Genomic DNA, 15594 nt, shown 5'->3' with positions numbered 1-15594 from the left:
AATTCTTTAAAAAATACATTTTTAAAACAATCACCCCTAAAAAAATATATCAACTAGTTACATTTTCTATTTTTTCATAAAAAATCTCTTTCAGTATTTTGGAAACTTCTTTGGATTTCGTAGCCGGAAAAAGATGTGTTCCTCCTTTTACCACGTAATTCGGATTAGAGTAACGGATTGGGAAAACAATATCTTTATCGCCTAATATCTGAATGACATTCGGGTTTTCATCAAACTTCCACTCAGATACTTTTTCTACAGACCATTTCAGGTAATAAGGATCTCTTACTTTAAAATATTGAAGAAGTTTAGGATTTTTTGGATCAAAAAGCTTTCGGATCACGGCATACACATTGGCTGCTTTGTCGTTGAATAAGCCTACAGGAAGTATTCTTGGAATTTTTGTAACCTCACCTGTCCTTATGAATCTGGATTTTTCCTTGTCTGATTTTATACTTCCAAGGATCACCACTTTCTCTGCAGGTTTCAATTGATTGATCTCCTGCACAATAATTCCTCCAAAAGAATATCCCAACAGGCAGAAGGGCTCAGAATCATCTACTTTTTCCGCCATTCTTTTGACATAAGCATCAAAGGGCTCATTTTTTTCAGGAATAAGCCAATCTATAAAAATCAATTCACAGTGTTTGGGAAACTCTATTCTTTCAAGGACCTTAAAGTCTGCTCCCAGACCGCTTACGATATAAATTTTCATACCACTAATTTATGAAAAATACAGAAACAAGGGAATGACAGCTTCTAATCTTTATGTCATGAAGCATAAAAAAAGAGCAGTCTTTACGAACTGCTCTTCTGTATTGATAAAAATATATCTTATTTTTTCTTCTTCTGAATTCTGTTCTCGTTATCCAGCATTTCTGTAGTCACTTTGAATTGAATATCCATTTCGTTCTTAATGAAATAATCTTTCAATGAAGACTGATAGAATACTTTAAAGTCTCTTCTGTTCAGGGAGAACTTTGCAGATTCAATAGATGTGGTGAACTGAGTAACGTATACATTCGCAGGGAAAGAAATTGTTTTTCTCACTCCTTTAAGGGTAAGGTCACCGTACACTGTAGAATTGTATTCACTGTTTGCTAAAGGAATAATTTTAGTCAAATGGAATTTTGCAATAGGGAATTTTTTTACTTCAAAGAAGTTTGAGCTCTTCAGATCATTGGTAAGTTTGATCTGATCTTCATCAGAAACATCACCCGCCATCATACTTCTCATGTCTATTACAAACTCTCCATCTACCAGGACCGTATGGTCAAAGTTAAATTTTCCACTTTTCAGCTTTACTGTTCCTGAGTGGGAAGTCTCTTCGGTTTTTACCACTTTATACCCCCACCATCTGATCTCTGATGAAGTCACTTTTGACACTTTATCAAATTTCTTCTGGGCAGAAACAAATGACATGCTTGCGCACACCATAGCAAACAATAGTAATCTTTTCATTCTTTTTTATTTACAATTCAACAAAAATAAAAAAAAGTGTAGAACTTCTACACTTTTAATAATCTTTTTTTGATTAATTTATTGAGCAGTTACCTTTACAAGCATATCAATATCATCTTTCACAAAAACATCCTGCATCGTAGACTTGTAAGCTACATCAAATTTCTGTCTGTCGAAAGAGAATTTATTAGATACTAGGCTTACTACTCCTTTGCTGTAAGAAATCTTGGCAGGGAAAGAGATTGGGCTTGTTTTTCCTTTTACAGTAAGGTTTCCTGTTACAAGAGAGTTATAAACTTTATCGTTATTTTTCTTTACTCCTGTAATTTTGAAGCTTGCAGTAGGGAATTTTTCAACTTCAAAGAAGTCACCATTTTTAAGGTGTCCGTTTAATTTCTGCTGATATTCTCCTGTAAGGTCAGTAGAGCTGATTGAAGTCATATCCAATACGAAGCTTCCGCCTACCAATTGGTTTCCTTTCATTACCATATCTCCGGACTTTACTTTTACAGTACCGTCGTGAGAGCTAGCCTCAGATTTTGCTACTTTATATCCCCACCAGTGTACATCAGACGCTACTACTTTTTTTGACTGTCCGAAAGCTAATCCACCAGCTAAAACTGCTAATAAAAATATTTTTTTCATTGAATAGAGTTGTTTACTTATTTAACGAGACAAAGGTAGCATCTTATTCGATAGATTTCATTGATGTATATCAATAAAATTTATTATTTTCATGAATAATATCATCCCATAAAAAAACTCCGAATTTCTTCGGAGTTTTATTTTATAATTGATAGTAAGCTGTATAAAGTGCTATACCATTTAATGCAGTGTGATTTTGCTTGACCAGATAAATGGGAGTATTTTTAAGCATTTCCTCCATTTTGTCACTGATCTTGAATTTCTCATAGAATTTCGCCTTGTCGATATATTCCGCGATCATTTGTGGAATATCCCCGGCAATCAGCAATCCTCCGGTAGCTTTTAATTTTAATGTTAAGTTGTTCGCTTCTCTTGCCAGAAATTCAAGGAAAGTATCTAAAGCGATTCTGCAGATCAATACATTCTCCTCGATAGCCGCTTTATAAAGTTCTTCCACAAAATTTCCCTGTGCAAGGCGCTCTCCTAACCATTCCGGCTCAGGGTGTCTTTTCACATCTCTTAAGAATCTGTAGATGTTGAATAATCCTGACTTGGAAAGTACATTTTCCCAGCTTACAATACCATAGATATTATTTAAGAACTGGTAAAATTCAACCTCTACGTTGGTTCTTGGTGAAAACTCTGAGTGTCCTCCTTCTGTTGCAAAAGGTCTCAGGTATTTACCGTCAAAGAAATATCCCGCTTCTCCCAATCCGTTTCCGGGCGCAAGAACCGCTACATTTCCTTTTTCAAGATGTCCGCTGGTATAAATAGCTTCAAGATGATTATCTTCAAGAAGAGCCATTCCATAGGCAGAAGCTTCCAGGTCATTCAGCATTTCTACTTTTTCAAACCCGAAATCACGTGCATATTCAGCAACATCTAAATGCCATCCCAATCTTGCAGGGCTGCTTTTCCCGTCCAATACAGGACCTGGCACTGCCATTCCCAGACGTTTTACATTTTCAAGCTGATTATCCTGAATAAACTTCTTTAAAATATCTGAAAAGGAAGCATATTCTTTAGTTGCATATTTATTTTCTACTTTTATCTCAAGACCTCCGTTCCCGGAAACAAAATAGCCTAAGATTGTTATATCTTCACGGAGACTTGCTCCAATGATAGAAACACTATCATTATTACTGTTTTCTACTCCTGGTAAATAAAGTGGAAATTTTGGATTCAGAATCATAACCTCAAATTTTACCAAATATAATAATTGTTTTTGTAAATCCTGCACAGAACAAAAAAACCTTTTCACTTTCGTGAAAAGGTTTTGGTTAATAATTGTTTATATATTAAATCTAACTACTTTCCTAATGGAATATTGTAACCGAATCCTACACCGATATTCCCCACATTATAGTCCTGACCAGGCAAATCTCCTTTAGTTCCTACAAAAACCTTTTGGTATTGTACGAAGAAATTCCAGTCTCTGTTGTGGTAACCGATCTCCGGTTTTAGGTAGAAACCTCCGCTTGCTCTCTCAACATTAGTATTGGATGCAACCGTTTTATCTCCTACTAAGAAACCATATCCTAAATCTGTTCCGAAATAGAAACCGGTTTGTTTTGGATAAATTCTGATTAATGCTGCTACTGGAACTACTCCTACATCATTGTTTTTATATCCGTTGTTCTCTTTTCCAAAATAGTGAGTATATCCTGATGCGATACCTAGTCCAAATCCTGGTGTAATCAAATTCTGGTAAGCTACATCCACTCCTACTGCAGCGGAAAGATTATCTGCGGGAACTGCTAAACCAACATTTGCACCTACCTTGATCATATTGTTCATTTGAGCACTTTGGGCGCTTGCGATACCTGCTGTTAAAATACCAGCCAGTACTATTGCTTGTTTAAACATTTTCATAACTCTAATTTTTAAATTTTACTAAACAAGAGGATGTAAAAATCATGCCAAGCAAGCATTTTTCTTTGATTTTAACACGCATAAAATTCATAATATAATGAATATCAATATATTAATTTTAACAAAATTTAAATATTTGTTTAACAAAATTTATCAAAAAATCAACAGCGAAAAGTGAATTATAGAAAAAAGAAATGGAAGCAAGAAGATGGAAGGTTGAAGCAATATCCTGTTATATGAAACTCACATCTGTTATAATTAAAGTAAAGAGAAATTTCTACTTTCTTTACACCATAACTTCCAGCTTTCAGCCTAAAAATAATATTAACAATCCTTAACCCGTTATTATTTTAACCTTTTTCTTGAAATGACATCCAAAAATAAATTCTCCATAATGGCTGATTCATTATTAAAAAACAAGCATCTTCTTTGGCGCGCAGGTTTTGGTGTTGGTATTAATCAAATTGATGATTTGAAAAATAAAAATAGTAAAACGTTAATAAATGAATTATTTAAAGAAGAAAGCTTCAAAGAAATCACTTACGACACACCCGATCCGGTTTCAGCAGCAGATTATATGAACAGTACAGCTCCTGCAGAAAAGAAAAAAGAAATGCAGCGGACCAACAGGGAACAAAATAATGAACTCAACCTGAATTTCCTGAACTCCATCGTTAACAGCAAGGAACAGATGCGGGAAAAGATGGCATTTTTCTGGCATGGACACTTTGCTTCAAGAGTGATCAATCCAAAGTTCAACAAACAGCTTTTAAATACGATCAGGAAAAATGCACTCGGTAATTTCAAAGATCTGCTTTTTGAGGTAAGCCAATCGCCGGCGATGCTGAATTTTCTAAATAATCAGCAGAATAAAAAAGATCATCCTAATGAAAATTTTGCCCGAGAAGTGATGGAACTGTTTACTATGGGAAGAGGGAATTACACTGAAAAAGATGTGAGAGAAGGAGCCAGAGCTTTCACCGGATGGAGCTATGATAAGGAAGGGAATTTTAAGGAAAGGAAAAATCTTCATGATGAAGGCACTAAAACTTTTCTGGGAAAAACGGGTAATTTTGATGGAAGTGATGTTTTAAATATTATTTTGGAGCAAAAAGCTACGGCACAGTTTATTACAACGAAGATTTATAAATTCTTCGTGAATGAAAAACCAGATCATGATATGGTTAAGACACTCAGTGCAAACTTTTACAATTCAGGATATGACATCAAAAAACTGATGACTGAGATATTTTCAAGCCCATGGTTTTATAATCAGAAGAATATAGGTAATCGTATAAAATCTCCTGTAGAACTGATGGCAGGAATCATGCGAATTCTTCCTATGCAAATTCAAAATCCTGAAAACCTCATCGTTTATCAGAAATTATTGGGACAAATGCTCCTTTATCCACCCAATGTATCGGGCTGGCCGAATGGAAAATCCTGGATCGACAGCTCTACTCTGATGCTCAGGCTTCAGATTCCTCAAATCTGGTCCGGACTTCGTCCTTTGGAATACAGTCCCCGCCAGGATGATGATATTGATATGGGAATGAAATCCAGGGAGACAGCTTTAAACAAAAGTTTTAAAAACCCTAACATCACCATCGACTGGAATCGTATTGAAAAGCTTTTCGCCCATAAAAACTGTGAAGACTATCTTCTGCAGAATACGCATAGTCTGGACATGAATTCTGTAAGGAATTTTTCAGATAAGAGTATAAAAATGAATATTATTAACCTGATGTCTACTCCGGAATACCAGTTATGTTAGGTAGGAGGTTTTAGGTTGCAGGTAGCAGGTAATAGCTGCGCAGTATAACTTGGCTACCCCTGATTTACTGCTATAAAAAATGTAATGCAGCCCAGCCCATAACTTACTACCTGCAACCTTTCATCTGCCACCTGCCACCTTAACTCCTAAAAGCAAAATTATGTTAATCAAAAGAAGAGAATTCCTCAAAATAAGTTCGTTGGCTACCGCTTCTTTGCTGACGCCGAATTTTTTAAAAGCCATGACTCTGGATGAGGCCCTGAATCCTGATCAGAACATTCTGGTTGTTCTTCAGTTTACAGGTGGAAATGATGGCCTGAATACCATTATTCCGGCTAAAAATGATATTTATTTCAGGGAAAGGAAGACCCTGGCCATTCAGAATGCTATACCGCTTACCGATGAAGCGGGAATCAATCCTGCTCTCTCCTATTTTAAAGAACTTTTTGATAACGGGGAGCTTTCTGTGATGAATAACGTGGGATACCCCAACCCGGATAAGTCCCATTTCAGAAGTATGGATATCTGGCAGTCAGCAAGCAGAAGTAATCAATTCTTGGAAACAGGCTGGCTAGGCCGTTTTCTGGATGAAGAATGTTATCGCTGTGAACACCCAACTCAGGCGCTGGAAGTAGATGACATGCTAAGTCTTGCTTTAAAAGGGGAAAATAACAAAGCTTTTGCCTTTAAAGATCCTAAAAGGCTGTATCAGACCAGCCAGGAAAAGTATTTTAAATCTCTCTACGATCATCATCATGATGATGAAACGGTCTCTTATCTTTATCAGACTTTAGGCTCAACCATCAATAATGCTGATTATATTTTTGAAAAAAGCAAAGCTAAAAAAACAGAGCAGGTTTACCCCAATTCCCAGTTAGGAAAAGATTTTAAAACGGTTGCTTCTTTGATAAAATCAGACATCAATACTCAGGTGTACTATCTTTCTGTAGGAAGTTTTGATACGCATGTCAATCAGAATGACAGACAGAAAAAGTTATTTGATGACATCAACGAGTCGGTAAAATCATTTGTTGCCGATATGAAGAGCAACGGACTCTTTAAAAATATACTGCTGATGACATTTTCAGAGTTTGGACGTCGCGTGGCGCAAAACGCCAGTAATGGGACAGATCATGGAACCGCCAATCAAATGTTCTTCATCAGCGGAAATCTTAAGAAAAAAGGGCTGTTAAATGCACTTCCTGACCTTCAGAATCTGAACGAGGGCGATCTTATTTATAAGGAAGATTTCAGAAAGGTATATGCAACAATCCTTAAAAACTGGCTTAAGGCAGACTCTTCCAAAGTATTGGGATGGAAAGATGGGATTTATGATTTTGTGTAGGGAAACCGGAACCACAAAAGTCACAAAAGTTTTTTTAGAAGCATGGATCAAAAGAATGGATAATAAGTATGTTCAGATTCCTACGGAATGACACAATTGGAATGGTGATCTATCCACACAGCTTGTCATTCCGTAGGAATCCAGCCTTCTTTTCCCAAATGCACAATCCTGACCCATACCTCAGCTGAAAACATGAGAATTCCCCTCCATCGGAGGGGTGGCAAAAATTCAAAGAATTTTTGACGGGGTGGTTTTCAACATTCATCAAAAACATCCATTAACAAAAAAAGAGACTGTACCTGGTTATGACAGTCTCTTTTCAATAATTTTAAATTTAAACTACTTTTACGTTTAAGCCGTAATCTGCTTTTTTTCGCTCTCTTTTTCTTCCTGTTTTTTATCTATTTTCTCAGATATCTTTTTCACGATATACTCTATCGCCAGCGGTGCTATAATTGCAATTAATGCTTTAAATATTCTTGATTTCATAATTAATTTGGTATTGTTAAGTTAATAATACAATTTCCAAGCCAAGATAAAATGTGAAAATAAATTATCTTCAATAAAGCCTTGTAAATAGAACATTTAAAATAAGTTAGTTTTCCTCGGGAACAATCAGATTCTGATAATTTTTACTGCCTGCACTAAACTTTTCCTCCATTTTCAGCCGTAGTTTTTTGGGTTTATGTACAATCAGAGAGTCTCCAAACCCAAGCAATAATCTTTCCAGCTCAAAATTGATCTGAACACATATTTTAAACAGCGTTCCATCATGATCTTCCTTTAAGATCTCCTGACTTTTATGCAGCGGTTTGGTTTTCACATAAGGAGCATTTCCCGAATCTACCCAAAAGATAACATTCCTCGGATCCATAGACTCTGAAACAGTTACCCCAACAATATCTTTGAAATATTCATCGCCATCCAGTTCCTTGTCAATATATACAAGACTATCATCTGTTTCGATACTTTCCATTCTGTCCAATGCCAGATTATACATTTTCTGTTTATAAAGACAGATCAGAAACCAGCGGTTGTTGAACTCTTTCAGTAGCTGCGGATGTACCGTAAAAATATTGAACTCCCTTGCCGTAAAGCTTTTGTAAAGAATCTTAAGTACTTTTTTATTGGCAATACTTTCGTACAGAATATCAATATGTTCCAGGCCTTTTAATTGTTCATTTTTATCCAAATGAATAATAGATTTCTGGCTGGTGGAGTGAATAGAATCTTCCAGTTTCTGAATAACCCCATTCATTTCTTTGAACATGGAAAAATCTTTGAACTGTTTTAAAATCTGAACGGCGTTATTCATTGCTTTCAGATCACTTTCATTCACAGAAATATTATGAATACTGTATTCCGGATCACTGTAACGGTAATATTTTCTTTCATAAACTTCGATAGGAGCCTCGTATCCGAACTTTTCGCTCCGCATATTCTGAAGATCAAGCTGAACAGTTCTCTTACTTACATAAGATTCTTTTCCCTCAAATTCAAATAATGCTTCTGAACATTCATCAATAAGATCTTCTAGCGTATATTTCCTGTATTTATTTTTAAGACATCTATCTAATGTTTTATACCGGATCAGAGCATTTTTATTGGATGACATACCTTAGTGTTTAATGATTGGGTGTTTTTAAATAAAAATTTGCTTTTTCTTTCTGCTCTTCTTACAATTATTTTTCTTTTAACGCATTGTCATCAAAAGTAATTCCTTCCCAGCCGAATTTCATAAAGTTCCGGATATTCTGATGATCAGTTCCTTCAGGATTTTTCAAAACATCCTCTCTGTAAAACTCACCAAACAGCCAAAGTGTTTCTTCTTTCGTCAGATCCTTAATGCTTGCAAAGCTGAAAACCTTGCAAGAACCGTTGTTCTGTCCGGCCTGATTAGTGGTATCACCGTTTTGAAATGCGGTAGGAGTAAATTCATAATGCTCATCAATATGAGCGATCACATCATTAAACTGGATCGTTTCCGGGAAATGTTTTAACTGTTCTAATAATACCATAAGCCTTGTTTTTTTAATTATATACTATTTAAGAATCTGCCAAAGGGCTTTTTTCATCTTTTTAATTAATTTTTGTAAAAATAATTAAAATTTCTTTATCTACGCAAAACTATTGCGCAATAATGATATTACTTTGCATCATCAAAATGAAACAAAATGGAATTTAATGGAAATCATTTAATCGAATTAGGATATAGACCAGCAAAATGGTTTAAAGATGCCATTAGCTATATCAATGAGAATAATCTGGATGAAGATCAGATCGCAGAATATCTGGTACAATTCAAACAACCTGATCTTATTCCACTTCATGAAACGGCTAAAGATTTTATGATCAACATCCGTGCAGAACACGAAAGTGAAAATGATAATGTGGAAAAAGTAATCAAAACGATGAAAGTTCTGATGAAAACCCCTACTCTGGTTGGCGGAGCTTTAATGCCTGATGCCTGTCCTACAGGTCCTGAAGGTCAGATTCCGGTGGGAGGTGTGGTAGTGGCTCAAAATGCCATTCACCCTGGATTCCATAGTGCTGATATCTGTTGTTCAGTGATGCTGACAGATTTTGGAAAAACCAATCCTAAAGATGTCCTGGATGCAGCACATTCCGTAACGCATTTCGGATATGGAGGAAGACCAAGAGGTGAACAGATGCCGATGTCTCAGGAACTGATGGATGCTTTCAGAGAAAATGTATTCTTAAATGATGAAAAACTGATCAGCATTGCCCGTTCTCATATGGGAACCCAGGGAGACGGAAACCATTTCCTATTCGTTGGAATTTCTAAAAATACAGGTAATACCATGATGGTAACCCATCACGGATCAAGAGCACCGGGAGCTGCTTTATATGATAAAGGAATGAAGGTTGCCAACCGTTTTAGACAGGAAATTTCCCCTGAAACATTAAGAGAAAACGCCTGGATCCCTTATGATACTGAAGAAGGAAAATCTTATTGGGAAGCACTGCAATTGATAAGACAATGGACGAAAGAAAACCATACTTCTCTTCATGATGCCGTGCTGAACAAGCTGGAAATGGAGAAGGAAAACAGATATTGGAACGAACATAACTTCGTTTTCAAAGATGGAGACCTGTTCTACCACGCAAAAGGAGCTACTCCACTGGATGATAAATTCATGCCTGATATTACGGGACCAAGACTGATTCCGTTGAATATGGCGGAGCCGGTATTGATTGTTCAGGGAAAAACGAACGAAAGAAACTTAGGTTTTGCACCGCATGGAGCTGGAAGAAATTTCAGCAGAAGCCAGCATAAGAGATCTTTGGCTCATAAGACAACCGAGGAAATCTTCAATGAGGAAACAGCAGGATTGGATATCCGATTCTACTCCAATGAAGTTGATATTTCTGAACTTCCGAGCGCTTATAAGAGTGCGAAGAACGTTAGAGCACAGATAGAAGAATACGGACTTTGTGAAGTTCTGGATGAAGTGATGCCTTACGGATGTATCATGGCAGGAGACGTGCAGAAGAATGCTCCGTGGAAGAAAAAGAAGAAATTCAGAAAAGCATAATTTTTAAAAGTGTACTCAAACCTTACGGGTTTTAGAAACCCGTAAGGTTTAAATAAAAACAACAACCCAAGTTTCACAGCACTAAAAAATTATTTTAAAGAAAAAACTCAAGGCAAAGAAAGTTCCTATATTTCCAGATTTACTTTCCGCCTTTTTACAAATTATAAGGCAAACGGAGTTCCTATATTTTTTGGATAAATTACTCCCCGCTTTTTATAAACTATAGGTAAAAGGAGTTCCTATACCCTTCACTTTTAATGAATCTACTCCTCACTTATTTTTTAAAATTAAAACAATGAAAACACTACAATTATTCAATGCTGTACTAGCCAGAAAATCCGATGAAAAGCCATTTATTTCTGATGATGGTTTCATCATTGAACCGGATGCTCTGTGGGCAAAAAGTGAGATCATTTCTTATTATGCAAAGGAAAAACTGAATGGTAATGATTTGAATAAAACCTTTCATAAATCCTGGAATAAAATAAAGAACACTTCCAGAATTGATTTATTTTTTGAACAGCTGAAACATTATATTTCAACCTATGGAAGTGATTTCCAAAGTGAAATTTATATTCCTGATGAAATACTGAATGTTCCCGATATGAAGCTTTCTTTTAAAGTTATCAAAGCTTATTCTGTAGAAGAAATGCAGGAAAAATGTCTTGCTCTTTTAAGATCAGGTATTGCTTTAAAAGAAGAAACCATTGATGATTTGCTTTCTGTTTTACATACGGAGCTGGAATATGATTTTACAGGAAAAGAAAATATCAGAAATAAAGAAGCGGTTATAAAAATAGCTGACCTTTATAATATTTATCCTGAAAATCCTGTTGAGTTTTTCCGTTATGTCATTTATAAAACGACTAACACAACACTTTTAATCAAAAATGATGATCTGATTAATTTAATTAAGCAGAGTAATTTCAATCCGACATATCTGTTTGAAAGTTTTGGAATGGAAAAAATGGCAGAAATTTTCAACAGATTCAAGCCGTTATTCCTTGCGTATAAAAACATAGCACCAAAAGCAATCAACAAAATATCAAAGCTGTCTAAAGTGCATCATAAACCTTTGATTTCAAATCCTTTGAATGATGCTACCAATACATTACTGGAAAACAGCGACTGGCACTGGCTGGAAAATGCAACACCGTTTGCATTATTCAAAGCATTATCAGCTTGTTATTCAAGAATGTATGGTCAGGATACTTTTGTTTACAGAGTCAGAAACGGAAAATCATGGACTAAAAAAGGTAAGGAAACTTATGTGAATCAGTTCAATTATGATTTTATCATGGATTATCTGAAACTGAAATATGAAAGTCTTTCCGGAAAGAAATTCTATTTCCCTGAGAATATAGAATTTGCGTTGCCAACTTCTGAAAAAATGTTTGTAGGAAATATCCCTACCGGAACCCGTTTTTATGCGGACAGACTGGCGGTAGGTATTTATTGGGAAGATCACTGGGGAGCCAATGACCTTGATCTTTCAGGATTGAATATCGCAGGAAAAATAGGTTGGAATGCCGCTTATAACCACGGCAACGGACAACTGATGTATTCAGGAGATATGACTTCTGCTCCTAACGGTGCTGTTGAATATCTTTATGCCAATAAAGGGCTTTGTGAACCAACATTGGTCATGAATAACGTTTTCTGCGGAGATGCCAACTGTGGATATAAAATTGTGATCGGAAAAGGAGATGATATTTCCTACGATTATATGATGAATCCCAACCATCTTTTTGCTGAAGCGAGATGTAATTCTGTTCAGAAGCAAATGATTCTGGGAATGCTTGTAGCTAAGAACGAAAAGCAATGTTTTGTACTGTTGAACTTCGGAGCCGGACATTCTCATGTTTCAGGAAACAGCCAGATTTCTGCGATGGCAACAAGTGCATTATACCAGCAATGGTATGAAGCGATGTCTTTCAATGCGCTTATCAAAGAGCTTGGAGGCGAGATTACTGCAGAAAAAGCGGAAGCTGATTTTGATTTCTCACTGGAAAGTCTGGAAAAAGATAGTTTTATCAGGGTTTTTAAATAAATCCTATGACGTCATCTGATGGTATCAGGTGGCGTTTTTTGTGATGATAAGGTTGGGGAAATGTTGAGAACCACCCCGTCAAAAATTCTTTGAATTTTCGCCACCCCTCCGAGGGAGGGGAATTTTCACGTCTTCAGTTGAAATAGTATTCAGAATTGTAATTTCACAATAACGCCGAGTGAATTCAAGTGAACAGATAGACTGTTATTGTAATTGTGTCATTCCGTAGGAATCCATCCTCTAAAATTCAAGAATTACCTAATGTATTCTATTACAAACAGCTTAAGTTTCGGCTAAAGCCGCTTGAAAATTGTAATCTTTATTAAACGGACTAAAAGTCCGTTCCTATTGAATAAGAACAGCCATTATATATTCACCTTTTTCACTGAAAAAACGCCTTCATTCACGTGAATAATCACTTTCTTTCCATAATCAATCTGAATACTGAACATATTTTCCAGGGGAAACCGAAGCACAGCCTGAAGGATAAGACGAATGACTCCGGCATGGGTAATAATGAGTACTTTCTCCTTATCTTTTTTCCAAATCAAATCCTGCCAGAAGCTGAGGACGCGGGTCTGCATTTCGAGAAGATTTTCACCTCCGGAAGCTTTAACATTGACAAAATCTTTGTACCATGGATTAATTTCATCTTCAGGAATATCCGTCCATTTTTTGAGCTCCCAGCTCCCGAAATTCATTTCACGAAGTCTTTCATCTGTCTGATAATCAAACTTAAAAAAATCGCCTAAAAGACAGCAGCGTTGAGACGGACTCGAAACAATTACATCATAATCTTTGTCTATTTCCAACGTTTTAAAATCTTTGATATATCCTTTCTGTAAAGGTATTTCAGCAAAACCGTAACATAGGTTTTCCGGATTTTCCACAGCAGTATGCCGGATTACATGAATTTCCATACGATGATTGTTCCTAAATAAAATAAAACTTCACAAACCTGCTGTACCGAACCCAGGCAATCTCCCGTGTAACCGCCGATATGTTTTTTGAAATACCAGCCCATATATATTTTCCCTAAATATGCGAGCGCAAAAGCAAAAATCAAATGCCAGTCCGGAAACAGGGTAAAAGCAGCTAACACACTGATAAATCCTACCAGCAAAGCCATTCCATCCAAAGGTTTATTGGCCAGAGGTTTTGATTTGCTTACATCAATGTCAGTGACATACTGATGGGTGTAGATCATCGTTCCTGAAATAAACCGGCTTACCGTATGACCTAAAACAACAATGCATAAAACACCCAACGGATCAGCCATTCCCAAAGCCTGAATACTGTAAAACTTCAAAGCAAAAAGTAAGATAATCCCTATGGTTCCATATGCTCCTACTCTACTGTCTTTCATAATCGTCAGAATTTTTTCTATTCCATATCCGCCTCCGAAACTGTCGCACATATCTGTAAAGCCATCTTCATGAAAGGCTCCTGTCAGCAGAACACTTGAAATCATCATGACAACAATTCCTATTTCGAGGTTAAAAAGGATCATTAAAAGATAAAGCACCGCAGCATTGATTACCCCCACCAAAAGTCCGACCCAGGCAAAATATTTCTGGGATTTATTCATAATCTCACTGGAGTAAGGAATCGTAAACGGAACCGGGATTCTTGTGAAAAACATTAATGCTGTCGCAAAGTAAATCAGTTCATTCTTGAGAATTTTCATCTATTCTTTTTTAACAAAAATTGGATTAATCAATTTCCGTAAAATTAAGAAAGCTTTTAACAACGATAAAGAGATCGATTAAAAAAATAGAAAACATGAATCTTATCACCTGAAATTTATCCTTTTTATTTCTGAAGTATTTTTAGTTTTGCACCATAATAACCATGAAAAAAGAACAAATGAAAAAAGCGTATTTCGCTGGATTATGCCTTATATCCATCGTAAGCTGTTCAGCTCCCGGTGATGAGCTGGACAATGTAAAGGAAGCACAGGCTTTAAATGCATCTGGTAGTAACATGCTAGCCAAAGGAGGTTTCAGAGATACTCCTGACACCCCAACTCCTCCACCTGCAGGAATCTGGTCCAAATCTTTCTATTTAACAAATCCTATTTACGGTTTTTACAGTAATCTTACCAAAAAACACCTGTACAATACCTCTCCATTACCATCCGAACTTCCTAAATCGTATTCTGGCCTGGACTATTATTTTCAGGAGAGATTATTAGGTTCTGCAGACGGATCCGGTCCGGTTATTACAAGATGGTTTCACACAGGAACTAATGATCTTGTTTTAACGACTAATCCTAATGAATTAGTGGGACAAAGCAATTGGGAAAAAAGAAATCTCGGTACCAGCTATAATGGTGATGAGCCAGGAAGCTTTCCTATTTACAGGTACTTCAATGGTGATAAAAAAACACACTTCTACACCAGAGACAAGAATGAGCTGGGAGATGGAAAAGACGGCTATGAATATGAAGGAGTCGCTTTCTATTTAAAAGATTCAGAGCCTAAAGCCTATAGGGTTCGTGACGGACAGTTTTTCCAGGATAATGCGACAGGAGCTTTATACATTGTATTTGAAAGTACCCTGAGACGTATCGAATCTTTTGCAGTGATCAATAATCTGTTTGCTGTTCAGGGTAAAGCCTATCTGGTTTTTAAAGTAAATATAGAAGATTATACCGGAGAAAGAGGTGCTGACATCACTTCAGGAACACAGCTGGTAAGAAACACCAATACCGGGAAACTGTATATGGTAGATGATGGTTTATACAGATATATTCCTACGATGCAGATATTCAATTCATATAAATTCAATGAGGATGCTATTCAAAATAAACCTGTAAGAATGATGTTTACAGGGAAAGATGTTGAACATACTTATTAAGTATTTGATTTTAAGACAAAAAGGGGCTTCA

15 protein-coding genes are annotated in these 15594 nt (G+C 36.2%); 5 read left to right on the top strand and 10 right to left on the bottom strand.

Features of this window, described 5'->3' with window-relative positions:
* Positions 1 to 49: 49 nt before the first annotated feature.
* From FB551_RS01070 to FB551_RS01050, 5 genes are all read right to left on the bottom strand, one after another.
* On the bottom strand, positions 50 to 715 hold the full coding sequence (locus tag FB551_RS01070) for an alpha/beta hydrolase (RefSeq protein WP_142014148.1): 666 nt from the start codon (positions 713 to 715) through the stop codon (positions 50 to 52).
* A gap of 119 nt (positions 716 to 834) precedes the next feature.
* Positions 835 to 1461, bottom strand: coding sequence for a YceI family protein (locus FB551_RS01065; protein ID WP_047432647.1), 627 nt, complete (start codon positions 1459 to 1461; stop codon positions 835 to 837).
* Positions 1462 to 1539: 78 nt separating this feature from the next.
* Positions 1540 to 2106, bottom strand: a complete 567-nt coding sequence (locus FB551_RS01060) for a YceI family protein (RefSeq protein WP_047377096.1) — start codon at positions 2104 to 2106, stop codon at positions 1540 to 1542.
* Positions 2107 to 2248: 142 nt separating this feature from the next.
* Positions 2249 to 3298 carry a glucokinase gene (locus FB551_RS01055; protein ID WP_047432653.1) on the bottom strand — a complete coding sequence of 350 codons (1050 nt, stop codon included), beginning with the start codon at positions 3296 to 3298 and terminating at the stop codon, positions 2249 to 2251.
* A gap of 116 nt (positions 3299 to 3414) precedes the next feature.
* On the bottom strand, positions 3415 to 3978 hold the full coding sequence (locus FB551_RS01050; RefSeq protein WP_034692268.1) for a hypothetical protein: 564 nt from the start codon (positions 3976 to 3978) through the stop codon (positions 3415 to 3417).
* 394 nt (positions 3979 to 4372) lie between these two features.
* Between FB551_RS01050 and FB551_RS01045 the strand changes: the two genes are divergently transcribed.
* Together FB551_RS01045 and FB551_RS01040 are read left to right on the top strand one after the other, a co-directional pair.
* A complete protein-coding gene (locus FB551_RS01045; protein ID WP_167497811.1) occupies positions 4373 to 5752 on the top strand; it encodes a DUF1800 domain-containing protein in 1380 nt (459 codons plus the stop codon).
* A gap of 160 nt (positions 5753 to 5912) precedes the next feature.
* Positions 5913 to 7097 carry a DUF1501 domain-containing protein gene (locus FB551_RS01040; protein WP_142014145.1) on the top strand — a complete coding sequence of 395 codons (1185 nt, stop codon included), beginning with the start codon at positions 5913 to 5915 and terminating at the stop codon, positions 7095 to 7097.
* Between the two features lie 351 nt (positions 7098 to 7448).
* Here the strand turns inward: FB551_RS01040 and FB551_RS23140 are convergent, their stop codons facing one another.
* From FB551_RS23140 to FB551_RS01030, 3 genes are all read right to left on the bottom strand, one after another.
* Positions 7449 to 7586, bottom strand: a complete 138-nt coding sequence (locus tag FB551_RS23140; RefSeq protein ID WP_167497810.1) for a hypothetical protein — start codon at positions 7584 to 7586, stop codon at positions 7449 to 7451.
* 106 nt (positions 7587 to 7692) lie between these two features.
* A complete protein-coding gene (locus tag FB551_RS01035) occupies positions 7693 to 8712 on the bottom strand; it encodes a helix-turn-helix transcriptional regulator (protein WP_142014142.1) in 1020 nt (339 codons plus the stop codon).
* A 67-nt stretch (positions 8713 to 8779) separates the two neighbouring features.
* Positions 8780 to 9115, bottom strand: coding sequence for a HopJ type III effector protein (locus tag FB551_RS01030; protein WP_047432665.1), 336 nt, complete (start codon positions 9113 to 9115; stop codon positions 8780 to 8782).
* Between the two features lie 738 nt (positions 9116 to 9853).
* Between FB551_RS01030 and FB551_RS23645 the strand changes: the two genes are divergently transcribed.
* Entirely contained in the window at positions 9854 to 10654 is an 801-nt protein-coding gene (locus tag FB551_RS23645) for an RtcB family protein (protein WP_374709946.1), read from the top strand.
* A gap of 295 nt (positions 10655 to 10949) precedes the next feature.
* Entirely contained in the window at positions 10950 to 12704 is a 1755-nt protein-coding gene (locus FB551_RS01020) for a hypothetical protein (RefSeq protein ID WP_142014139.1), read from the top strand.
* A 365-nt stretch (positions 12705 to 13069) separates the two neighbouring features.
* On the opposite strand, the gene FB551_RS01015 is transcribed toward FB551_RS01020, so the two are convergent.
* Positions 13070 to 13624, bottom strand: coding sequence for a histidine phosphatase family protein (locus FB551_RS01015; RefSeq protein ID WP_142014137.1), 555 nt, complete (start codon positions 13622 to 13624; stop codon positions 13070 to 13072).
* Positions 13609 to 14391, bottom strand: coding sequence for an adenosylcobinamide-GDP ribazoletransferase (locus tag FB551_RS01010; protein ID WP_226798591.1), 783 nt, complete (start codon positions 14389 to 14391; stop codon positions 13609 to 13611). The genes FB551_RS01015 and FB551_RS01010 overlap by 16 nt, the downstream gene beginning before the upstream one ends.
* 164 nt (positions 14392 to 14555) lie before the next feature.
* Between FB551_RS01010 and FB551_RS01005 the strand changes: the two genes are divergently transcribed.
* Positions 14556 to 15563: a hypothetical protein gene (locus tag FB551_RS01005; RefSeq protein ID WP_142014134.1), complete on the top strand. Its 1008-nt coding sequence runs from the start codon at positions 14556 to 14558 to the stop codon at positions 15561 to 15563.
* The last annotated feature ends 31 nt before the right edge of the window (positions 15564 to 15594 follow it).

Source organism: Chryseobacterium aquifrigidense, from assembly GCF_006716485.1.
In the GTDB taxonomy this organism is placed as follows: Bacteria; Bacteroidota; Bacteroidia; order Flavobacteriales; family Weeksellaceae; genus Chryseobacterium; species Chryseobacterium vietnamense.
The sequence above is the reverse complement of the archived record's forward strand: the minus strand, read 5'-3'. Positions and strand labels throughout refer to the sequence as shown.